Annotated in this window: 21 protein-coding genes; 19 read left to right on the top strand and 2 right to left on the bottom strand. The window is 39.2% G+C overall.

Features of this window, described 5'->3' with window-relative positions; all coding sequences use genetic code 11:
• The first annotated feature begins 64 nt into the window (after positions 1 to 64).
• From ruvA to K8F54_RS12670, 8 genes are all read left to right on the top strand, one after another.
• The gene (gene ruvA / locus K8F54_RS12700; protein WP_290791523.1) at positions 65 to 646 is read left to right on the top strand and encodes a Holliday junction branch migration protein RuvA; all 582 of its coding nucleotides are present in this window, start codon (positions 65 to 67) and stop codon (positions 644 to 646) included.
• Positions 647 to 712: 66 nt separating this feature from the next.
• On the top strand, positions 713 to 7,894 hold the full coding sequence (gene sprA / locus K8F54_RS12695) for a cell surface protein SprA (protein ID WP_290791659.1): 7,182 nt from the start codon (positions 713 to 715) through the stop codon (positions 7,892 to 7,894).
• Positions 7,895 to 7,921: 27 nt separating this feature from the next.
• Positions 7,922 to 8,302: a glycine cleavage system protein GcvH gene (gcvH, locus tag K8F54_RS12690; RefSeq protein ID WP_290791521.1), complete on the top strand. Its 381-nt coding sequence runs from the start codon at positions 7,922 to 7,924 to the stop codon at positions 8,300 to 8,302.
• On the top strand, positions 8,268 to 8,711 hold the full coding sequence (locus K8F54_RS13960; protein WP_363299828.1) for a VanZ family protein: 444 nt from the start codon (positions 8,268 to 8,270) through the stop codon (positions 8,709 to 8,711). Before gcvH ends, K8F54_RS13960 begins: the two co-directional genes overlap by 35 nt.
• Positions 8,683 to 9,417 (top strand): energy transducer TonB, encoded by a 735-nt coding sequence (locus K8F54_RS12685; RefSeq protein WP_290791519.1) that lies wholly within the window; start codon positions 8,683 to 8,685, stop codon positions 9,415 to 9,417. Before K8F54_RS13960 ends, K8F54_RS12685 begins: the two co-directional genes overlap by 29 nt.
• 238 nt (positions 9,418 to 9,655) lie before the next feature.
• Positions 9,656 to 10,372: an energy transducer TonB gene (locus K8F54_RS12680; protein WP_290791517.1), complete on the top strand. Its 717-nt coding sequence runs from the start codon at positions 9,656 to 9,658 to the stop codon at positions 10,370 to 10,372.
• 106 nt (positions 10,373 to 10,478) lie between these two features.
• Entirely contained in the window at positions 10,479 to 11,276 is a 798-nt protein-coding gene (locus tag K8F54_RS12675; protein ID WP_290791515.1) for an energy transducer TonB, read from the top strand.
• A 40-nt stretch (positions 11,277 to 11,316) separates the two neighbouring features.
• On the top strand, positions 11,317 to 13,482 hold the full coding sequence (locus K8F54_RS12670; RefSeq protein WP_363299825.1) for a gliding motility protein RemB: 2,166 nt from the start codon (positions 11,317 to 11,319) through the stop codon (positions 13,480 to 13,482).
• Between the two features lie 18 nt (positions 13,483 to 13,500).
• Here K8F54_RS12670 and K8F54_RS12665 read toward each other — a convergent pair whose 3' ends face one another.
• The gene (locus K8F54_RS12665; protein WP_290791513.1) at positions 13,501 to 14,484 is read right to left on the bottom strand and encodes an MBL fold metallo-hydrolase; all 984 of its coding nucleotides are present in this window, start codon (positions 14,482 to 14,484) and stop codon (positions 13,501 to 13,503) included.
• 118 nt (positions 14,485 to 14,602) lie between these two features.
• On the opposite strand from K8F54_RS12665, the gene cyoE reads away from it, so the two are divergent.
• The 11 genes from cyoE (at position 14,603) to tsaB (ending at position 23,148) form a co-directional block, all read left to right on the top strand.
• Positions 14,603 to 15,502 carry a heme o synthase gene (gene cyoE / locus K8F54_RS12660; protein ID WP_290791511.1) on the top strand — a complete coding sequence of 300 codons (900 nt, stop codon included), beginning with the start codon at positions 14,603 to 14,605 and terminating at the stop codon, positions 15,500 to 15,502.
• Complete coding sequence (locus K8F54_RS12655) at positions 15,502 to 16,083, top strand: cytochrome c oxidase subunit 3 (RefSeq protein ID WP_290791509.1); 582 nt, start codon at positions 15,502 to 15,504, stop codon at positions 16,081 to 16,083. The genes cyoE and K8F54_RS12655 overlap by 1 nt, the downstream gene beginning before the upstream one ends.
• Positions 16,084 to 16,218: 135 nt before the next feature.
• The gene (locus K8F54_RS12650) at positions 16,219 to 17,199 is read left to right on the top strand and encodes a cytochrome c oxidase subunit 3 (RefSeq protein WP_290791507.1); all 981 of its coding nucleotides are present in this window, start codon (positions 16,219 to 16,221) and stop codon (positions 17,197 to 17,199) included.
• A gap of 16 nt (positions 17,200 to 17,215) precedes the next feature.
• Positions 17,216 to 17,599 carry a cytochrome C oxidase subunit IV family protein gene (locus K8F54_RS12645; RefSeq protein ID WP_290791505.1) on the top strand — a complete coding sequence of 128 codons (384 nt, stop codon included), beginning with the start codon at positions 17,216 to 17,218 and terminating at the stop codon, positions 17,597 to 17,599.
• A 119-nt stretch (positions 17,600 to 17,718) separates the two neighbouring features.
• Positions 17,719 to 18,384 carry a hypothetical protein gene (locus K8F54_RS12640; RefSeq protein ID WP_290791503.1) on the top strand — a complete coding sequence of 222 codons (666 nt, stop codon included), beginning with the start codon at positions 17,719 to 17,721 and terminating at the stop codon, positions 18,382 to 18,384.
• Between the two features lie 9 nt (positions 18,385 to 18,393).
• A complete protein-coding gene (locus tag K8F54_RS12635) occupies positions 18,394 to 19,014 on the top strand; it encodes an SCO family protein (protein WP_290791501.1) in 621 nt (206 codons plus the stop codon).
• 2 nt (positions 19,015 to 19,016) lie between these two features.
• On the top strand, positions 19,017 to 19,547 hold the full coding sequence (locus K8F54_RS12630; RefSeq protein WP_290791499.1) for a DUF420 domain-containing protein: 531 nt from the start codon (positions 19,017 to 19,019) through the stop codon (positions 19,545 to 19,547).
• 4 nt (positions 19,548 to 19,551) lie between these two features.
• On the top strand, positions 19,552 to 19,779 hold the full coding sequence (locus tag K8F54_RS12625; RefSeq protein ID WP_290791497.1) for a hypothetical protein: 228 nt from the start codon (positions 19,552 to 19,554) through the stop codon (positions 19,777 to 19,779).
• A 92-nt stretch (positions 19,780 to 19,871) separates the two neighbouring features.
• A complete protein-coding gene (locus K8F54_RS12620) occupies positions 19,872 to 21,197 on the top strand; it encodes a TolC family protein (RefSeq protein ID WP_290791495.1) in 1,326 nt (441 codons plus the stop codon).
• Between the two features lie 2 nt (positions 21,198 to 21,199).
• Positions 21,200 to 22,492: an efflux RND transporter periplasmic adaptor subunit gene (locus K8F54_RS12615; RefSeq protein WP_290791493.1), complete on the top strand. Its 1,293-nt coding sequence runs from the start codon at positions 21,200 to 21,202 to the stop codon at positions 22,490 to 22,492.
• Positions 22,492 to 23,148: a tRNA (adenosine(37)-N6)-threonylcarbamoyltransferase complex dimerization subunit type 1 TsaB gene (gene tsaB, locus K8F54_RS12610; protein ID WP_290791491.1), complete on the top strand. Its 657-nt coding sequence runs from the start codon at positions 22,492 to 22,494 to the stop codon at positions 23,146 to 23,148. Before K8F54_RS12615 ends, tsaB begins: the two co-directional genes overlap by 1 nt.
• Here the strand turns inward: tsaB and K8F54_RS12605 are convergent.
• Positions 23,135 to 23,788, bottom strand: a 654-nt coding sequence (locus tag K8F54_RS12605) for a hypothetical protein (RefSeq protein ID WP_290791489.1), incomplete at its 5' end; no start/stop codon positions are given. The genes tsaB and K8F54_RS12605 overlap by 14 nt on opposite strands.

The following is a 23,788-nucleotide window of genomic DNA, read 5'->3' as shown; positions in this document are numbered from 1 at the left end:
ATTTTGAAGGGTGGCGACTACAAATAATTATGCTATATTTGAGCCATTAACTTTTTATTAACGAATGATAACCCACATTCAGGGCAGACTGGTAGAGAAGAATCCAACGGATGTAGTTATAGACTGTAATGGTGTAGGTTATTTGATACATATTTCGTTGCATACATTTTCCAAACTCCCCACTAGCGAAAATGTAAAATTATACACGCATTTGCAGGTTCGTGAAGATGCTCATACATTGTACGGGTTTTCAAGTCCTACGGAGCGTGAAATATTTAGATTATTGATCTCGGTTTCTGGGGTTGGAGCGAGTACGGCGAGAACAATGCTATCGTCTCTTTCACCCCAACAAGTTACCGAAGCAATTGCCGCAGACGATGTAGTGACAATTCAGTCAGTAAAAGGGATAGGTCTAAAGACAGCACAACGTGTAATTTTGGACTTAAAAGATAAAATTTTAAAAGTATACGGTTTGGAAGATGTTTCTGCCGTTTCGAGCAATACGAATAAAAATGAAGCGTTATCTGCTTTGGAGACATTAGGCTTTGCTCGAAAACAAGTCGAAAAGGTGTGCGACAAGATTGTGCAGCAAAACCCGGACGCGACAGTGGAAATGATTATAAAACAAGCTTTAAAAAATTTGTAAAAATTGGGCGCAAAAAATTACGATTACATCCATAGCTTTAATAAGCTTTTCTTAGTTCTAAGTATTATTTTTGGCAGTTACAACCTTGCAGTTGCACAGGACTCCACTGCTACCGGTTCGGTGATGGGACGATTAGATCTTCCCAATCCACAAAGTATACAGGATCTCTATACTTACGATCCTATTACAGACAGATATATCTATACCCAAACCTTGGGAGGTTTTAATATTTCCTATCCTATCATCCTTACTCCTGCCGAATATCAGGACTTGATCATGAAGGAGCAAATGAAGGCCTATTTTAAGGAAAAAATTGATGCTGCTGACGGAAGAAAAGACGGCAGTGAAGAAGCACAGAAAAACTTATTACCTACTTTTTATGTCAATTCAAATTTCTTCGAATCTGTTTTCGGCGGAAATACGATTGAGGTAATTCCTCAAGGTAGCGTTGAAATGGATTTAGGGTTGCTTTTCACAAAACAAGACAATCCGGCCTTCTCGCCCAGAAACCGGAAGAATTTATCCTTCGATTTCGACCAGCGGATTAGCTTAAGTTTACTGGGAAAAGTTGGGACAAGATTGCAAGTAACTGCGAATTACGACACACAATCTACGTTCGATTTTCAGAATCAAATCAAACTGGAGTACACCCCTACCGAGGACGATATCATTCAAAAGATCGAGGTGGGTAACGTTAGTATGCCGCTCAACAGTTCGTTGATACAGGGTGCACAAAGCCTATTTGGAGTAAAAACACAGCTTCAGTTTGGAAAGACAACAATAACAGGTGTTTTTTCTGAACAAAAATCGGAAACACGTTCGGTAGTCGCCGAAGGAGGTGCCACGGTAACAGATTTTGAATTGTATGCTTCTGAATATGACGAGAACCGTCACTTCTTCTTGGCACATTATTTTAGAGATAATTATAACCGAGCCCTAACCCAGTATCCGTTTATAAATTCGAATGTGCAAATTACGAGATCGGAAGTATGGATCACCAATCGTACCAACCGTACCGAAAATGTGCGAAACATAGTGGCTATTCAGGATATTGGAGAATCCGATCCAACGAATATTGGATTGAATGTACCGCCGGGTGGATTTATCAACAGACCTCGTAATTCGTTCCCGGATAATGGAAACAACGATTTTAACCCTTTTGGAATCAACAACCCAACTCAGCAAACTATTTTAAACGAGGCTATTCGTGATATTGCATCGGTACAAGCCGGTTTTAGCGGGGTTCCTGTGAATGAAGGTTTGGACTACGTAACATTGGAAAATGCCAGACAGCTTACACAAAGTGAATATCAATTGAACTCACAGCTTGGTTATATTTCCTTAAATCAACGATTGAACAACGATGAAGTCTTGGCAATTGCCTTTCAGTTTACGGTCAATGGAAAAGTGTACCAGGTAGGGGAGTTTTCAAACGATGGGGTAGAAGCTTCAGGAGGGGTAATCAACGGGGGCGATCCCGGAAATCCTGATCCAAATGCAGATCCTATTCAGGGAATTCCGCAGAACCTTGTTGTAAAATTATTGAAGAGTAATATTACGAGTGTCAATGAGCCTATTTGGGATTTGATGATGAAAAACATCTACCCCCTAGGTGCTTTTCAGTTGGAGCAGCAAGATTTCAGATTAAATATTTTGTATACAAGTCCGTCACCACTCAATTATATTACACCAGCTCCGGGATCTCAGGAATTCCCGGCAGTTGCTTTGCCGGAAGATGTGGATCAAACGGTTTTATTGAAAGTGTTCAATTTGGATAGATTGAATTTTAACAACGATCCACAAACAGGCGGAGATGGATTCTTCGATTTCCTACCCGGAGTCACCGTCGATACCCAAAACGGACGCATAATATTTACAAGTGTTGAGCCTTTCGGAGAATATTTATTTGATAAATTAGACCTTACTGAAGGCGGTCCGGAAGATTATAACAACCCATCTACCTATAACGCCAACCAGAATAAGTACGTTTTCAGATCGCTTTATAAGACGACCAAAACCGAAGCGGAGCAAGAAGATAGCGACAAGAATTTCTTCCAATTAAAGGGAAGTTATAAATCGACTGGTGCTGATGGAATTCCAATTGGGGCCTTTAACATCCCTCCCGGATCGGTAACTGTTACTGCTAACGGAAGAACCTTGGTTGAAGGAGTAGACTATACCGTAAACTACCAATTGGGTCGTGTTCAAATATTGGATCCTGCCTTATTGAATTCGAACACACCTATAAGTATTACAACTGAAAACAACGCCTTATTCGGGCAACAGACCAAGCGTTTTACGGGATTGAATGTAGAGCATAAATTCAGCAAGAAATTTCAGATTGGAGCCACTTATTTAAACCTGAACGAACGACCGCTAACTCAAAAATCATCCTACAACGTAGAGCCCATTAATAATACCGTTTTTGGTTTCAATGCGATCTATTCAACCGAAGTTCCTTTTTTAACCAGATTGGTGAATAAACTTCCGAATATCGATACCGATGTTGAATCCAATCTTTCTATCCGTGGAGAATTTGCCTACCTCATGCCGGGCGCTCCTAAAGTATCCGATTTCAACGGTAAGGCAACGGTTTATGTAGATGATTTTGAAGCCTCTCAAACCGCATTGGATGTGGGTAGCCCGTTATCTTGGTTCTTGTCAAGTACACCGGTTCGTTTCGATAACAATGCAGACAATACAAACTTATCTTACAATTACAACAGAGCAAAATTAGACTGGTATACCATCGACCCCATTTTCTATAGTAGTCAGCGTCCAGGAGGTATTACCGATGAGGATATTTCTACACCCTTCACACGTCGCGTGTTTAGAGATGAGATATTCCCCGAACAGGATATCATACAAGGACAGACACAGGCGTTGTTTACCTTAGATCTCTCATATTACCCGGGTGAACGCGGTCCTTACAACTATAATCCGGAGGCCAATGGCGGGAATACACTTCCCAATCCGGAGACACGTTTTGGAGGAATTATGCGGCAATTGACCACTACCGATTTTGAACGTTCTAATGTGGAGTATATCCAATTTTGGATTATGGATCCCTATTATCACGATCCGTCTATTAATGATAGTGGGGAGTTATATTTTAACCTTGGTAATATTTCAGAAGATATTTTAAAGGACGGAAGAAAACAATACGAGAATGGATTGCCAAGAGATGGTGGTGACCTGAACACCACACCCACTATTTACGGAAAAGTACCAACCAACCAATCACTGGTCTACACCTTCGATACCCAAGGTCAGGAACGAACCAACCAGGATATCGGTTACGATGGTATCAATGATGCTACCGAAGCGGTCATGTTCCCTGCATTTGCAGGAACTGGAGATCCTGCTCGGGATAACTACCAGTATTTTTTGCAAGCAGAAGGAGATATAGTTCAGCGATATCGACAGTACAATGGGACCGAAGGAAACTCGCCAGAAATTGTTTCCAATGACAACAGAGGTTCTACGGCTCAGCCCGATGTTGAAGATATTAACCGTGACAATACCATGAACACGGTAAACAGTTATTACGAGTACAAGATTCCTATTTCTAGGGATATGAATGGCAATAATAATGAATTTATTGCCGATGAAAAGATATTGACCGGAATTACCATGCCGGACAATTCGACGGTGGATGTGCGATGGGTACAATTTAAAGTGCCAATAGATCAAGCCGATGCAGCCATTGGCGGTATTTCCGATCTAAGATCTATTCGCTTCATGCGAATGTATATGACCGGGTTTAGAGAACCTACCATCTTGCGTTTTGGAGTGTTGGAATTGGTGCGAGGTGATTACAGACGTTTTGCAAAAACACTTGATATAACTGGTGAGGATCCTGACATGGACGATACCTTATTTGAAGTAGAAACGGTAAGTATAGAGGAGAATAGTGGTTCGTACGTATTACCTCCAGGAGTAATTCGAGAAGAATTGAACAACAACAATAATATTATTCGTGAGAACGAACAGTCCTTATTACTGCGTGTTTGTGGATTGGAAGGCGGAGATGGTCGTGCGGTATACAAAAATTTCAATGTGGATATGCGACAGTATGAAAACCTCGAAATGTTTATTCATGCCGAAGCATTAGACAATGAAACAGTGCCTGCCGATGGGGAGCTTGTTGCATTTATTCGATTGGGAACTGACTTAGAACAGAACTTTTACGAAGTTGAAATTCCGTTGAATATATCGCCTCAGTCACTCAATCCTGAGACGGTTTGGCCTATTGAGAATAGACTTAATTTACCATTGCGTTTACTGCAAGAAGTAAAAACGCAGGTGTTAGGAGACCCCAATGTAGATCCAACACAAATCACGTATTTCGATCAAGCCGATTTGGATCCTAGCTCTGCAGCAGGTCCGGAAAATGACTTGCGAATTGGAATTAAAGGGAATCCGAGTTTTGGAAATGTTAGAACCATTATGTTAGGACTTAAAAATCCAACCACAAATGAAATTTGTGGTGAAGTTTGGTTCAACGAATTACGCCTTTCAGAATTAAAGAATCAAGGAGGCTGGGCAGCCGTTGTTAATATGGACGCCAACGTTGCCGATTTTGCTACCGTAAGTGCAACTGCCGGAAGAAGTACAATAGGGTTTGGTTCAATTGAACAGGGACCTAACCAACGCAGTAGAGAAGATATTCAACAATATGATGTAGTCACCAATGTGAATTTAGGACAACTGTTACCTCCTAAATGGGGTATTCAACTACCGTTTAACTATGGTCGTGCTGAAGAACTGATTACACCGCAATACGACCCTGAATTCCAAGATATCGAATTGGATACACGTATCGATAATACAGAAGATCAAGCTGAAAAAGATCAAATCAAAGAACAATCTGTAGATTATACCAAGCGACAAAGTGTGAATTTTATAGGAGTGCGTAAAGATCGTACCGGAGAAGGAAAGCCAATGCCCTATGATATTGAGAACTTTACCTTCTCGTATTCGTACAATCAGGTAGATCACCATGACTTTGAGATTGAAGAGGCTTTAGATCAAAACGTACGGGTAGGCGGAACCTATAATTTCAACTTTGCTCCGGTTAATTTTGAGCCGTTCAAAAAGAATGATTCCTTGTTCAATGGAAAATACTGGCAATTTTTAAAAGACCTGAATTTCAGCGTCTTACCAACTAATATTACGGCTAGTTCAAATATTATTCGACAGTACAACGAACAGAAATTTAGAGAGTTGAACTTGCTTCCTGGTAATATTGGATTGCCCACATTGTATCAGAGAAACTTCTTGTTTGATTGGCAATATTCTCTAAATTATAATTTAACAAAATCACTTCGTTTCAATTTTAACTCTTCTAATAATAGAATTGTAACGAACTATATTGACAGCGAAGGTCTTGCCGATGATAGTATTGGTATTTGGGACGGTTTCTTTGATGTTGGAGAACCCAACCAACATTTCCAATCACTTCAGGTAAATTATGACTTGCCGTTTAGTAAGTTTCCATTCTTAAAGTTTATCCGTGCTACCTATTCATATACTGGAGATTTCCAATGGGAGGATGGAAGTGATCTGTTCAATAATATCCCAATTACTATTAGTGACGGGACCACTCAAAATTACAACTTAGGTAATTCGGTACAGAATGCAAGTACGCATCGAATTAACTCGACCCTTGATATGAATAACTTCTACAAGTATGTGGGTCTTACCAAAATTACGGCAGGAAGTCGTGGAGGTTCCGGCGGCCAAGATGTAAAAACAGGTGCCGAAATAAAGGCAGGAAAAGGTGGTGCCGAAGAAAAGGAGAAGGAGTCTAAGAATGAAGAGAGCGCATTAGGAGGACGTGCAGGAAATGCTGGAAATACAGGTGCGGGCGCAAACTCTGGGTCGTTAAGTGGCGGGGATAAAGCGGTAAATACACTTATTGGACTCGTTACTTCTATAAAGAAAATACAGCTAAATTATCAGGAAAATCAAGGGATATTCTTACCCGGATATACACCATCCGTTGGATTTGCGGGAACCTTAAAACCAACAGCCGGCTTCACCTTCGGTAGTCAGGCTGAGATTAGAGACTTGGCAGCTCGAAAGGGTTGGTTAACGATCTATCCTGAATTTAATGAACAATATACCGAGGTAGAAAGTAAACAATTGGATGCACAGGTAAATATCGAATTGATCTCCGATTTAAAGATCGATTTAAACGGAAGTAGAATTTATTCTGAAAACTATGCCGAAAACTACATAGTTGAGGATGGATTATACCGTTCCTTGACGCCAAGCACTTTCGGGAATTTCAACATTTCTACCTTGCTTATTAAAACGGCCTTTTCTTCAAGTGATGAAACCAATTCGGCTCCATTTGACGATTTCAGAACAAATAGATTGATAATAGCAAATCGCTTGGCTGAAAAATTCTATAACGGAACCGGCTTTGCAAGAGATGAAGACGGTTATCCGATTGGCTTCGGGAAAACGAGTCAAAATGTATTGTTGCCGGCCTTTATTTCGGCCTACAGAGGGAGTGATGCTTCCAACGAGAAAACAGGTATTTTTAGAGACGTTCCCTTACCAAACTGGGATGTCAAGTATACAGGTCTAATGAATTTGGATTGGTTTAAAAAACGATTTAAGCGTTTTTCTGTACAACATGGTTATAGAGCTAATTACACCGTAAACCAATTCCAAACCAATTTGGATTACGACCCTAACAATCCCGAAGAGGTCGATCAATCTGGAAATTTCAAAAGTGAAGTGTTCTTGAGTAACGTAAACCTTACCGAGCAATTTTCACCTTTAATCCGAATTGATTTCGAAATGAAAAATTCGGTTAAAATATTGGCCGAATTGAGAAAGGACAGAGCGCTCTCGTTGAGCTTTGCCAATAATTTGATGACCGAAATTCAAGGAAACGAAATTGTATTAGGCTTAGGCTATCGAATTAAAGACCTAAAAGTAGGAACTAATTTTGGTGGTAAAAAGAAGATACTTAAGAGCGATTTAAACTTTAAAATAGATCTTTCGAGAAGAGATAATAAAACCATTATTCGCTATCTGGATATTGCGAACAATCAAACAACTGCTGGGCAGACCATTTATGGGCTTCAGTTTTCGGCAGACTATGCCTTGAGCAAAAATCTAACGGCCTTGTTCTATTACGATCATACGTTCTCAGAATATGCCATTTCGACGGCATTTCCACAAACCACGATTAGAAGCGGACTAACCCTTCGTTATAACTTCGGAAACTAAATAAACAACCTTATTAATTAATTAGCTATGAGTGTACCTTCAAACTTAAAATATACAAAAGACCATGAATGGATTAGTATAGATGGTGATATTGCCACCATTGGAATCACCGAATTTGCCCAAGGAGAATTGGGTGATATTGTATATGTTGAAGTAGAAACTGTTGATGAAACCTTAGATAGGGAGGCCGTTTTTGGCACTGTTGAAGCGGTTAAAACAGTTTCTGATCTATTCTTGCCTTTATCGGGCGAAATTATTGAATTTAACGAAAGCCTTGAGTCGGAACCGGAAAAAGTAAATTCAGATCCGTATGGGGACGGTTGGATGATCAAAATGAAAATTTCCAACCCAGACGAGATAGCGGATCTTTTGAATGATGCCGATTATAAAAAAATTATCGGAGCCTAGGAACCTGTTGTGGATAGGGATTTGTTATACCCTGTGCATCACGGCGATTTTTTTTACGCCGGCTTCCGAAATTCCTAAATTAGATATTCTTTTTTTCGACAAAATAGCGCATGTTGCTATACATGGGCTATTGTGTTTTGTTTGGCTGTGGTATGGTTTCAGATATGACAAAAATCATATTTCTTCCAGAATTGTATTTGTAGTTTTAATAGCATGCTTTTGCTACGGTGTAGTGATAGAAGCATTTCAGCACTGGTTTACACTAACTCGAACTTTCGACCTGTTCGATGTAGTTGCAAATGGGGTTGGTAGTTTACTGGGGCTGTTTGTGTTTTGGAAACTTCAGAACAGAATTTCCATTATGCCTAAACAATCTACAAATGGAAATCAAAAAGAACCCGAATTATGACTTAGGGAAAAAAAGTATCCTTTTTTTTCAAATAGGTATGATTGTGATGTTGCTCATCACATGGCAGGTCTTAGAATGGAAATCAGTCGATAGATCAAGTCTTGAAACAGATTGGGTCGATGTATCTAAGACCCTTGAGGAAATTATTCCAATCACAGATCCCATTAATACACCTCCCCCGCCTCCTCCTCCCCCTACAATAGTGCCGGTTGTAATTGTTGCGGTAGAAGATGAATCCGAAATAGAAGAATCGGTTATCGAATCTACCGAGACGAGCCAAAACGCCGAGATATTGGATGTCGAAGATATTATTGAAGAGGAAGTAGAGGAGGAAGAAATTGTGAATGTGCCGTTTGCGGTAATCGAAAATGTGCCTGTATATCCCGGATGTGAAAGCGCAAGTGACAATGAAGCCAGAAAACAGTGTATGTCACAAAAAATTGAAGATTTTGTAAAAAATTCGTTTAACACCAATTTTGCTAGTGAACTCGGACTAGAAGGTCGGCAACGAATTTATGTCAAGTTTCAAATTAATAAGAACGGAAATGTGGTAGACGTACACGCACGCGCACCTCATCCGAAATTGGAAGAGGAAGCCGTCCGGGTTGTAAAATCACTTCCTAAAATGACTCCCGGAATGCAGCGAGGCGTTCCTGTGGGAGTTCTGTATGCACTGCCTATTGTTTTCAATGTGGAAACTAACTAAGGAATTACCCAGTCATATATCGCCTTATACCTTTTCTATGGCATAATAATTGTGTCTTACTATCATATGCAATCGCGTTTTGTGAATTGTTGTATTGATTATTTTCGACGGCCTTTTATTTTTTAATGTGCCTTTATCTTTTTTCTCTAAGACAGAAAATAGTTATAGGTTAAAAAGGAAATTTCGTTTTATATTACAATACTTTTATATATTTTAGCAACTACAATAAAACACTATTATGGAACCGAAGAAAAATCCAAAAGCAGATCTAAGTCGAAGAAGTATGCTTTTCTTTCAATTAGGGATGATCCTTATGCTCCTTCTTGCATGGGGCGCCATTGAATATAAAACATATGACAGGTCCTTGGAGACAGATACCCTGGCCGTGAGTGACGAGTTAGAGGAAGAAATTCCAATTACACAACAAATCACACCTCCACCACCTCCACCACCTCCGCCACCGGCTCCTGAAGTTATAGAAGTTGTTGAAGATGAAGACGAAGTTGAAGAGACGATCATTGAGTCTACTGAAACCAGTCAGGAGGAAGAAATTGTTGAGATCGAAGAGATCGAGGAAGCAATTGAAGAAGAAATCGCAGATGTTCCATTTGCAGTTATTGAAAACGTACCAATTTACCCGGGTTGTGAAAGTGCAAGTGGTAACAACGCCAAGAAAGCGTGCATGTCTGAGCAAATTGATAAATTTGTTAGAAAGGAGTTCAATGGAGATTTAGCAGGGGATCTTGGATTGGAAGGAATTCAACGAATCTTTGTTCGATTTAAAATTGACAAAAATGGAAACGTGGTCGATGTACAGGCACGTGCTCCACACCCTAAATTAGAGGAGGAAGCGGTTCGAGTTATAAAGCGACTTCCTAAAATGACACCTGGTAAACAACGCGGAAAGTCGGTTGGGGTGTTGTACTCTTTGCCAATTAAATTCCAAGTAGAATAGTTTTTAGATAAAATAGGATATAAAGACCCCGAGCAAAATGCTCGGGGTCTTTTTTTGGCATAACACTTGTATTATAAAGATATTATGAATCCTTAATACAAATGTTATGAAACCATCTGTAAACATTTTTAAAAGCAACCGACCAAAAATGCTTTCAAAGAGAGAGGATAAAAAGCGTATTAACATTGCATGGAATTCCCGACTTTTCTTCCAGTTAGGAGTCATCATTAGCCTACTTGCAGTATTTCTTGTCATGGAGAGTACGATTGGTTTTTCTTCCGGTACATATGTTGCCAAGAAGGATTTCTATTTGGAAGAACCAAGCTTTCATAACATTGTGATTATGGATGAAACACCTAAACCTGTTGTGACACCCGTAAAGCCTCTGGAAAGACAGCCTATTAAGCAAGTTACGTCCCTCACAAAAATAAAATCGATAAGTGATTTAACTACAAATGTGACCGAGAGCCCAACAGCTTCTACCGACACGCCTCCAGTGGACACATCACTAACTAATACGACTGCAATTCCGCCATTGGATAATAAACCAAAGTCAATAATTGGAGTAGAGTTTGTGCCCGTTTTCCCGGGATGTGAAGCCTTAGCTACCAACCACGAGAAGATAGCCTGTATGTCTGAAAAGATCAAAAAGTTTATCGGAAACCGATTTAATATTGATACTTCTTCAGATAATAATTCAGGGAAACCGCAACGGATCGATGTTGAATTTAAGATCGATGCTTCTGGAAATGTAACCGATATTATGGCACGTGCAAAAGATGAGAACTTGGCGGAAGAAGCAGCACGCGTGGTGAATAAATTACCTAAAATGCAACCGGGGCGTCAGGGAGGTAGAAATGTTGAAGTGCTTTACCGAGTCCCCATTACAGTGATTATAGAATAAGATTGCTACAGCCGCCTCCTAAAAAGAGGCGGTTTTTTTGATGAGTGACATACTAAAAAAAACGTATCTTTCCATCACCAAATCATGTCACTATCCGATGAAGAAAACGACTCACTTCCTGATTTTATTGATTTCTAGCATAACAATAGCTCAAACCAATTCTTCGAGCTTTGAAAAATATCCCGTCTTTCCGGAATGCGCCGAAGTATCTATAGGGGCCCTTGAGAATTGTTTTAATCATACCTTGCAACAATTTGTTTATTCCAATTTTAAAACACCAGACATAGTGTTTAGTGAAAATTACACCGGAAACCTTTCCGTTTTTTTTGAAGTAAATAAAGAGGGGGAATTTAAGGTATTGTATGTCGACGGAATCTACAACGAGCTAAAGGACGAAGCAAAACGCGTTTTTGAAAGCTTGCCAAAGATAAAGCCCGCAACGTATAATGGTAATCCGGCCTATGTGCAGTTTACACTGCCCATTCGAATTCCATTACAGAAACCGGCGCTTGAAGCCTTTTCAGAAGGAACAGTACAAAAGACGAAGGCACTTTCGGAGGAAGAAACAGTAGCCGCCTTAAAAAATGAATACGATGCCATCGAAAACCTGCCGTATTCAAATGAAGAATATGTCAGTAATATTAACATTCCGCTTTCACATCACAACTATAGCCTGTTTGATCCTGCCTTAAACAGAGTGGGTCAAAATAACCACACAGCACAAAAGCCATTTATTTATAGCGAAGTGAATAAGTACTATAATTTTGAGGCTGAAAACCAAAAGTTGCTAAAGAATAAGACCTCCTGGTTTGGTCGAAAATGGTGGAACGAACACATGGTGACACTAAAGGGGAAAGGCTATTGGTTAACGCTCGATCCCGGAGTGGATTTACAAGTTGGAAAAGATACAGACGCAGAAATTGACACCTATAACAATACACGACTGGTCTATACCCAGGGAGGTATTGGCAAAGACATCAGCTTTTTTGCCGTGATCTATGAAAGTCAGGGCCGTTTTGCAGATTATTTTAATCGATACGCCGAATCTATCAATCCGGATGGAGGAAATCCTGCAATTATTCCCGGGCGAGGCATCGCAAAGACCTTTAAAACCGATTCATACGATTATCCTATCGCGACCGGGCATGTTTCATACACCCCTTCTTCCTATTTTAATATCCAATTGGGACACGGTAAACAATTCATAGGAGATGGTTATAGGTCTTTGTTAATGAGTGATAACGCGAGTCCATATCCCTTCTTTAAAATAAATACCACTTTTTGGAAATTGAAATACACCAATACCTGGATGTCCTTGCGGGATGTACGGTCGGATGTGACTCAGGACGGTTCCTTTCGCACCAAGTACTTGGCGAATCATTATTTGAGTTACAATATCACCAAGCGACTAAATATCGGTTTGTTCGAATCGGTATTATGGGAAAACGATAATGATCGTGGTTTCGATTTCAATTATATCAATCCCATTATTTTTTACCGAGCTATTGAATTTTCCACAGGATCGAGAGGAGGGAATGCATTGATCGGTCTAAGTGCTAAGTTTAAATTCACAGACCGCGTGAACGCGTATGCCCAGCTGATTATCGATGAATTTTCATCCAGCGATGTGTTAGGCGGTGATGGCAGCTATAAGAACAAGACAGGATATCAGATAGGCGCCAAATACTATGATGCCTTCGGAATAAAAAATCTATATCTTCAGGGTGAGTATAACAGAGTTCGTCCCTTTACCTACTCGCACAATACCATTGTACTAAACTACGGGCATAACAATCAATCCATGGCGCATACCTTAGGAGCAAATTTTTCTGAATTTATTGCCATAGCGAGATATCAAAGAGGAAGGATCTTTGGAGATGCAAAAATAGTTGTTGCCAAGCGCGGATTTGAATTTAACACTGCTGAAGATTCCTTCTTTTACGGTAGCGATATTTACGGTGATGAAGATAATCGTGTTAATGATTTAGGAAATGAAATTGCCCAAGGGAATACCACCGATTTTCTTCATGCCGAACTTCAGGTTGGATATTTACTGAATCCGGCAACCAATTTAAAAGTATACGGAAGTGTGATCTTTAGAGATTTTAAACCCACTATCGATACGGAGCAGGTATTCGAAAATCAAACTACTTGGGTGAATTTCGGAATTAGAACAGATTTGTTTAACTGGTACTACGACTTCTAAGTCGTTTTAGAAAGAAGATTAATTTTTATCTTTCTCTAGTTTTTCCTTCTGTTGACGGACTTTGTCTTGAAGCTGCTCTTCTAAGGTTCGTTTATCGATTGCCCCACGACTTTTCTTTACATCATTATAAAGGGTTTGTAGCATTTTTTCGGTACTAATAAATCCATTTCCGAAGCCTTTTTCGTCATACCGCTTCGTAAAATCACGCATCGCAATAATTTCGGCCTCCGATTTCTTATTCACGTAATGATACGAAACTCGCCTGTATAATACGCTAAGCATACTTGCAGTAGCTTCAAGATCGTTTTTTGATGCAATATTCCCATGGCCGGGTATGATTATCGTATTTTCATCGGCTAACATGGCTATTTTTTCTAAGGCTCTAATGGATCCCATCACACTGCCACCGTTATCAAGGTCGATAAATGGATATTTGCCATTAAAAAGGACATCTCCTGTATGGATAACATTACTTCCTGTAAAATAGACAATAGCATCGCCGTCTGTATGTGCATCATGTACATGAAAGATCATGATCTCTTCTCCATTATAGTGAAAGGTCATGTCTTCAGTAAAGGTAATAGTAGGTAACTTTCGAGTATCTCCTTCTGCCTTGCTAGACGCATTTTTAAAAGATTCGGTCAGGCGTTTCCGTACATTTTCATGAGCTACTATGGTAGCACCCGCTTCTTTCATGTTTGCATTTCCTCCTGTGTGATCGCCATGATGGTGCGTATTGATTAAGAACTGAACCAAATTCTTGTCCTTCTTTTTGATTTCTTTTAAAATATCTTCGGAATCTTCTGCGAATTTGTCATCGATCATAAAGACGCCATCATTTCCGAAGCTAAGACCTATATTTCCTCCTTTTCCTTCGATCATATAGATGTTATCTTTAACTTGAATGAGTCGGACTCCGTCCTTTTCGCCTCCGTCATTTTGAGCAGTTATAAAAAAGAATGAGAATAAAAACGAAATAGATATGAGTGATTTTAAGCGCATGAGAGTATGTTTTTTTAGAGGGTTCAAATTACTAAAAAAGCTGAAATAAAATAACAAGAATATAGAATATAAATTGTGAATAAATAAGTGGGAGGTGTATCTTTGCAGCACTAAAAAAATGAGCTTGTCAATTAGCCAAAATCAATCTGTGCCACAATCGATTATCAGAAATTTTACTGAGATCACAAAAGTACGCCTTTCAGTAAGTGTGGTGTTCTCTTCGGTGGCCGGTTATTTGTTGGGCGCAGAAACGATAGATTTCTATATCCTATTATTGCTGTGTATAGGAGGCTATTGTATGGTAGGAGCTTCAAATGTGTACAATCAAATCATTGAACGCGATGTGGATGGGCTGATGGATCGCACTAAGGATAGGCCACTTCCGGCAGGGAGAATGACTGTGTCCAGTGCTTTTGTTTTAGCGAGTGTACTGACACTTATAGGTATTGCCGTATTGTATATCATTAACCCACAAACGGCAATGTTTGGTGCTATTTCTATCTTTATGTATGTGAGCCTGTATACGCCTTTAAAGACGAGAACCCCCCTTTCTGTATTTGTAGGGGCATTCCCTGGAGCCATTCCTTTTATGTTGGGATGGGTGGCCGCTACCAACCATTTTGGGATTGAGCCGGGCACCTTGTTTATGATTCAGTTCTTTTGGCAATTTCCTCACTTTTGGGCTATTGGCTGGTTTTTGTTCGAAGATTATAAAAAAGGAGGGTTCTATATGCTTCCCAATGGGAAAAGAGATAAAGGAACAGCATTGCAGATTGTACTTTATGCTGTTTGGACGGTCTTGGCGTCTTTAATCCCAGCCGCGGGCGTTACCGGCAATTTGTACATTACTCCTGTATCGGCTGTAATTATTGGTCTATTAGGGGTTGGATTTATCTATTATGCCATACGCCTTTATCGATTGAAGACCGAAAAAGTGGCAAAACAACTTATGCTGGCAAGCGTGAGCTATATTACACTACTTCAGGTAATTTTTGTGCTTGATAAATTTTTAAGATAATGAAGGATACTAATAAAACAGAAGAGCTTAAAATAAGACGCGCAAAAAAAATGATGCTCTGGTTTGGAATTATAAGCCTCTCCATGAGCTTTGCGGGTATCACGAGTGGCTATGTGGTGAGTAAGGAACGTCCAGACTGGCTCACCGATTTCGAAATTCCACAAGCCTTTTTTATAAGTTTGGCGGTAATTCTTTTAAGTAGTATCACAGTGCATTTTGCCAAGGTTGCTGTGCAGCGCGAACAAAATTCAAAGGGAATGGCGCTAATGGTAGCCACCTTGGTATTAGGTATTATTTTTATTTACCTTCAATTCTTAGGTTTTTCCCAAATCATTGAAAACGGTTATTACTTTACAGGTAGCGAGAGTACCATTACCACTTCATTTATTTATTTGGTGGTATTAATGCACATGGCACATATAGGTGCGGGCTTAATATCCTTACTTGTTGTAATTTATAATCATTATAAACTAAAGTATATGGAAGGTAAAACCCTTGGAATAGAACTAGCTGCAACTTTCTGGCATTTTGTTGATATTCTGTGGATTTATCTGTTTTTATTTTTCTATTTTGTGCGATAATATGTTGATTTTTGAAGAACTAACCCTACTTCATTGAGACATAATCCGATCGTATTTTGATAAATTAATTAAGGATGTTTCGTTAGATAAAAATAATACCTATTTTTGTGCTTTACTTAAAACCAAATTCTTTGTATGGAAGCTACTGTTGCTAAAACAGGTACCGAAGAAAAAACCTGGAGTGGAGGAAACCGACCTTTAAACGCCAGCTACGGAAAAATGATGATGTGGTTTTTCATCGTTTCAGATGCCTTAACCTTTTCAGGATTTCTAGCCTCTTACGGCTTTTCAAGATTCAAGTTTATTGATGCCTGGCCAATTGCCGACCAAGTATTTACCCACTTTCCGTTTTTACACGGAGTAGATGCCCCTATGTACTATGTGGCGTTTATGACATTTATTCTTATTTTCTCCTCGGTAACCATGGTACTAGCCGTGGATGCAGGGCATAAAATGCAGAAGAATAAAGTGATCTGGTATTTGTTCTTTACCATTATTGGGGGAGCGATTTTTGTGGGATCTCAAGCTTGGGAATGGGCTACCTTTATTAAAGGAGATTACGGTGCTATCGAAACCAAAGGAGGAAAAATAGTACAGTTTTTAAATACAGATGGAGAGCGTGTAGCGATTGCCGACTTTGCCATAGAATTGCCTTCTACCAAAGAATCGCATGTTGAAGGCAACGGCGTTTGGTATATGCAAGAAGATACGCAAACCTCTTTCACCTTCGAAGAAGTAAAAGCCGGATTCTTGGCCAATGATAATTTGTTAGTTAGAACGCAGTACCTTGATGAACACGGACATCCAACTGTATTGTCTAGAGCAGAGTCTATTGATAAGGTAGTAAACGACGGAAAGTTGGTCGTTGAAGGAGCCAATTTGAAACACAATGAATACGGTACACCATTATTTGCCGATTTCTTCTTCTTTATAACAGGATTCCACGGTTTTCACGTATTCTCAGGAGTTATTTTCAATATCATTATATTCTTTAATGTTATTATTGGTACCTACGAACGGCGAGGAAGCTACGAAATGGTTGAAAAAGTAGGGCTTTATTGGCACTTTGTAGATTTAGTTTGGGTATTTGTATTTACCTTCTTTTACCTTGTATAAGCATAATTAACAGGAAATGGCACACGATCATAAATTAGAAATTTTTAGAGGACTTATTAAATTCAAGTCGAATGAAGCAAAGATTTGGGGGGTTTTTGCCTTCCTTTCGGTTGTTACTGTAATAGAAGTTGCGTTGGGAATTATAAAGCCTGAAGTATTGACCGGAAACCGCTTCTTAGCGATGAAACTTCTTAACTGGATATTCATTGTATTAACACTGGTAAAGGCATATTATATTACATGGGATTTCATGCATATGCGCGACGAAAAGAAATCATTGCGTCGAGCTGTAGTTTGGACCGCCGTATTCTTGATCTGCTATTTAGTTATAATTCTGTTGATAGAGGGCGATTATATCTTCGACGTGTATAAGAGCGGATATGTAAAATTTAATTTTTAACAGCTCCTAAGAACTATTTTAAAACCCTGTTTACACAGGGTTTTTTTATATCATTTCTATTCAAAAAAAATTAACTTTCAAAGGTTGGTCATGCCCAAATTAGACTGTATTTTTGCAGCGTGAATAAACCCAATCAAATAAAGAAGTTTGTCGTATTAGGCGTGCTGTTCTTATTGCCTATTACCGTGTATATTTTTTTTGCTTCAGGAGTTAACAACTTTGCTAAACTTCCCGTATTAACCCCGTCAGTTTCGGAGCTTACTTCTTTTAAAGCTTTAGATGGAACTGCGGTTCAATTTAAGGATAAGATAACGGTTTTGGGTTTCTTCGGAAGTAACCCTACTTCTAAAGATGCCAACGCGTATAACCTAACACATAAGGTCTATCAAAAGAACCATGGATTTTCCGATTTTCAGTTTGTTTTTTTACTTCCGGAGGGGAGTGAGTCCCAGGCAGCTAGCCTTAAAACTAAGTTGAGCGAAATAACCGATACTCAAAAATGGAAATTCGCTTTCGGAAGTACCGAAGCCATAGAGGAGGTATTTCAGTCGCTGCAATCAAATATCACTTTAGATGCAGATTATAGCACTCCGTATGTTTTTATCATTGACAAGGAAGTTAACCTGCGAGGCAGGGATGATGATGAAGATGTGGGCTTGCTTTTCGGTTTTGATGCACGAGATGTGGCCGAGATCAACAATAAAATGAGCGATGATATCAAAGTGATCTTGGCTGAATATAGAATGGAATTAAAAAAATATAAAAAGGGAAAACGAGAAATATAAGGAGCTGAGATGAAAAATTATTCGTACATAGGAATATCTTTTATTATTCTTTTATTTGGAATTTGGGCCGTTCCTAAAATAGTCGATCATTTTTCCGGTGCAGAGCTGGCAACCATCGGCAAGGTTCCCAATTTCAGCTTTACCAATCAAGACGAGAAGACCATCACCAATGAAGACTATAAAGGAAAGGTTTACGTTGTTGAATTTTTCTTCACAACCTGCCCCTCGATCTGCCCCATTATGAACGAGAATATGGTGAAAATTCAGAATGAATTCTACGGCAATCCCAATGTGGCTATTGCTTCTTTTAGCATCGATCCCGAGTACGACACTCCTAAAATCTTGAAGGAATACGCGAAAAGCTATAAAATCACCAATCCGAATTGGCATTTGCTAACGGGAGACAAACAAAAAATTCACAGCTTGGCAAACCAAGGATTTAATTTATACGTTGGAGATGCACCACAGGTGGAAGGTGGATTTGAACATTCGGGGTTTTTTGCATTAATAGATCAGGACGGCAATATTCGCTCTAGGATAGACGAAAACGGAAACCCGGTAATCTATTATGATGGCCTTGAAGCCGAAGGCATACAAATGATCATAGAGGATATAAAAGAATTGCTTTAAAAATGGGAAAACAGCTTTCGGAAACTCCTAAAAAATATACGGTATGGGTTTGGATACTTTCCATTCTAATTCCCGTGGCAGTTGGTGTATTGTTTTCGGTTCGGATTCCGGGTGTGGAGCGCATGGGATTCTTACCTCCAATTTATGCCACCATTAACGGTATTACGGCATTGCTACTTATTATTGCTGTTATTCAGATTAAAAAAGGAAATAGAAAAACCCATGAGCGCCTCATGAAAACAGCCATTGTATTGTCTGTGTTGTTCTTGGCGATGTATGTCACCTACCATATGACTTCAGATTCCACCAAATTTGGAGGGGAAGGAGCTATAAAGTATGTGTATTATTTCATTTTGATAACCCATATTCTATTGTCCATACTGGTTATACCCTTTGTGCTTATCACCTATGTAAGAGCCATTTCAGGGAATTTTACGGCACATAAAAAAATTGCAAAAATTACCTTCCCACTTTGGCTGTATGTGGCAATAACTGGGGTGGTAGTTTATTTGATGATTGCTCCTTATTATTAATTGTATGAAGTTAAAACTACTTTTTATACTATTGGTACTGCTATGGACAGCTCTTCCTGCGGAAGCACAATGTGCCATGTGTCGTGCGGTATTAGAAAGTGAAGATGGAGGCCAAGCCGCGAAGGGTATCAATAATGGGATTCTGTATTTAATGATCTTCCCCTACCTTTTAATTGGTGGAATTGGTTATGCCATTTATAGAAGCAGGCAAAAGGCTAGAAATCAAGAGTAAACAATTAGTCAGCTTTTTGTGCCTAAGGATTATTTTCCCCAACTTTGTAACACATTTGGAATTCACTAGACAAATTAGCAATTACCAACCGTATGAAGAAAATAACCGCCTTACTTTTTTTCCTTTTTATTGGTCTGTCAATTACCGCACAAGGTAAAAAGTGGACGCTAAAGGAATGTGTACAGTACGCATTGGAAAACAATATTTCGGTAAAGCAAAGCGCCTTGGATATTGAGCTGGCTGAAATTGAAATGCGGGATGCCAACGGTAATTTTTTACCCTCCCTTAACGGAAGTGCCAGCATTTCAAAAAGTACCGGATTAAGTTTTAACCCTACTACCGGAAATGCCGAAACAACTACCTTGCTATCTGCTTCAGGAGGATTAAGTGCCGGGTATACCATATTTGACGGTCTGCGGAATTTCAGACAGGTGCAAAGAGCTAAGATATCCAAACTGGCAGGTCAATATAGACTTACCAAAATGACCGACGATATTACTTTATTTGTTGCGAATGGTTATTTACAAATCTTACTGAATAGGGCAAATTTGGAAGCCGTTTTGGCGCAGAATGAAGTAACATTACAGCAAATAGAGCGCACCAATCAATTGGTGGAATCGGGTGTTTTACCACGTGGTGATTTATTGGAAATCAAAGCTGCTAATTCGAGTGAGCTTCAGCAAATCGCAATTGCAGAGAACGCGCTCACCATATCTAAAATTAGTTTAGCACAGCTATTATTGGTAACCGACTATGCAAATTTTGACATAGCCGATGAAGAATTCGCTATTATTGACGAAGGTATTTCAGCCATGGATGTTTCAGAAATTATAAATGCCGCCAAAGAGAATCGTTCCGAAGTAAAAATAGCAGAGCAAAATCTTGAACTTTCTAAAAAAGACCTCCAAATAGCCAGAGGCGCTTATTATCCAACACTTTCCGCTTTTTTTGGATACGACACTCGCTTTGCAGATACCGACCCTTTAGACTTTATTGACCAATTGTATACCAACGATGGGATCAATTACGGATTACGTCTCAATGTACCTTTTTTGAATGGATTAAGCGTTCGAAACAATGTGCAGCGCAGTAAGATTGGTTTACTGCGAAATGAATATTTGCTCGAACAGGCAAAATTGGATCTGGAATCCAATGTCTATCAGGCATATGTCGATACAAAAGGCGCTTTAAAATCATACGAAGCGGCTCAGGCAGCCTTAGAATCACAAGAATTAGCATTTCAATATGCAAAAGACCGCTATGATGTGGGCCTGACCAATGCCTTCGATTTTAGTCAGTCAAAATTGAGATACGACAATACACAAATTGAATTGAACCGTGCGAAATTCGAATATATTTTTAAACTTAAGGTATTGGAATTGTACTTTGGAATACCCGCAACCGAACTAAAATTTTAGTTATGAAGAAAAAAACACTCATCATCATTGTAAGTGTAGTAATAGTACTAGTCATTTTGTTAATCGCAGGCAAAAAAGCCGGATGGTTTGGCAATAGTGGGCAATTTAAGGAAGTAGAGATTTCTAAGATCGAACCTATTGATATAATTGAAACAGTTGCGGCTACAGGTAAGATTCAGCCCGAAGTAGAAGTGATGTTATCTTCGGAAGTATCAGGGGAAATTATTGAACTTCCTATTAAGGAAGGGCAACAGGTCGAAAAAGGAGATCTATTAGTAAAGATCAATCCGGATCTTATACAATCAGCCTTAAGTCAGTCACAGGCGGGGTTACAAAATATTCGTGCTCAGTTATCTCAGGCGGAAGCCAGTTTGAAAAATGCCGAACTGGTCTATAATCGGAACAAATCACTGTTTGAAAAAGGTGTTATTTCGAAAGCAGACTGGGAACGATCTGAAGCCGATTATGAAATAGCACAGGCCAACAGACAGTCTGCCTTCTACAATGTGCAAAGTGCATTGGCCAACGTAAAACAATCTCAAGACAACTTGACCAGAACCTCTATTTATGCACCCATGAGTGGTACAATTAGCAAACTTTCGGTGGAGTTGGGCGAACGTGTTGTAGGAACTGCTCAAATGGCCGGAACCGAGATTGTTCGCGTAGCTAATCTAAACAATATGGAAGTAGAGGTGGATGTGAATGAGAATGATATTGTAAAGGTTGCCCTCGGTGATTCTACCATCGTTGAAGTAGATGCCTATCTAAAAAGAGAGTTCAAAGGAGTTGTTACTGAAATAGCCAATTCGGCACAAACTGCGCTATCTGCAGATCAAGTCACCAACTTTAAAGTAAAAGTGAGAATCCTTCCCAAATCATACAAAGATCTTGTAGAAGGGAAACCCGACTATTATTCTCCCTTTAGACCCGGAATGACCGCCACGGTTGATATTATAACGAACAGGAAGGAAAAAGTAATTGGAGTGCCAATTAGCGCAATCGTTATAAAGACGGATACGAGTGCAACGAAGAAGTTGACTGTAAAGGAAACAACCTCTTCTTCAGAAGAGAAGTTTGAATGTGTTTTTGTGAAGGTTGGGGACGAAGCCAAGCTTCGGGTTATTACGACGGGTATACAGGATGATTCGAATATTGAAATTACTTCAGGTCTTTCCGAAGATGATGTGGTCATCACAGGACCTTATAATACGGTAACCAAGACCTTAAAGTCAGGTGATAAGGTAGAGGTCGCCGTCCCAAAAGAGGAAAAGGATAATACGGAAGAAGAAAACTAATGGCAAGCATCCTATGCCTTGAAACGGCAACAACAAATTGTTCGGTAGCGCTTTCGGTAAACGGGAGCGCTATTGCTATACAAGAAGATGTTAGTAAAAATTACTCACATGCCGAAATGCTTCATCCATTTATAACGCAAGTACTAGCAGATGCAAACATTAAAATGGAAGCACTTGATGCGGTTGCTGTAAGTAAGGGCCCCGGGTCTTTTACAGGGCTTCGAATTGGGGTTTCGGCAGCAAAGGGTATTTGCTTTGCATTGGACATTCCCTTAATTTCAATTCCTACCTTAGAGTCGTTGGCACTTCAAGCAATCACGAATGCCATCTATGTAGTTCCTATGCTGGATGCTCGAAGAATGGAAGTGTATGCTGCTGTTTTTTCTAAAGGGAAAGAAATTCGCACAACAGAGGCTGAGATCCTAAATGATGGCTCTTTTTCAGAATACCTCGAAAAAGGAAAGGTGGTATTTATTGGAGATGGAGTTGAAAAATTTAAAACACTTTGCACCCATTCAAATGCAATTTTTTTGGAGGAAAAGTTTCCATCTGCGCGAGAAATGACTTTATTGGCGGAAAGCAAGTATAAAAAAAACGATACCGAGGATGTCGCCTATTTTGAACCGTATTACCTGAAGGATTTTATTTCAAATTAATATCTTCAAAGGAGTCAAAATATCGAAAAACACGTATCAGGTCTTTCTCTTCATTTAAATCCAGTTCACTCTTTTCAATAAATTTTTTCAGTTCTATTTTTTTTGAAGCAAAGAAATTTTCTCTCTTGTTTTTTGTCGCGGGAATTTCGTAGAATTCTTCATTTTTTGTAACTATAAAGTAGATAGCCTCATCCTTAAATGTTGCGAGTACCTCCTTTTCAAATGAACTTTTGGCAAGTCGGGGCGGATAGTATTTTTTCGTTAGTTTTTTATAAAGTTTGAAATTATTTCCGAGAATCAAAATTTGAAAATAACCCTCCGAGGCCTTATTATAAATCAATAGGTCATTTGCAATTTTTACATATACGGTTGGATCTTTAATTAAGATCTGGCTTTCAGTATCTTCAGCCGCAATGTTTTCTTTTACTTCAATATGATCATTCACGGCATTATATCGAAAGAAAAGACTTGTAGAGATTATCTTATTGTCTTCATATAATACACCAGCTTGGAATGTTTCATTGTGAAACGGAGTTCCGTTGGTATTGTCCGGCATATAAATATCTGTGCCAACATGATATCGATCAATATCAACAGCTACATTTGGTTCATTCGCTTTGTATTGATAATACTCTACTTG

This window comes from Altibacter sp. (assembly GCF_019913785.1).
Classification (GTDB): domain Bacteria; phylum Bacteroidota; class Bacteroidia; order Flavobacteriales; family Flavobacteriaceae; genus Altibacter.
Note: the sequence above shows the minus strand (reverse complement) of the source record. Positions and strands in the feature narration are given on the sequence as shown.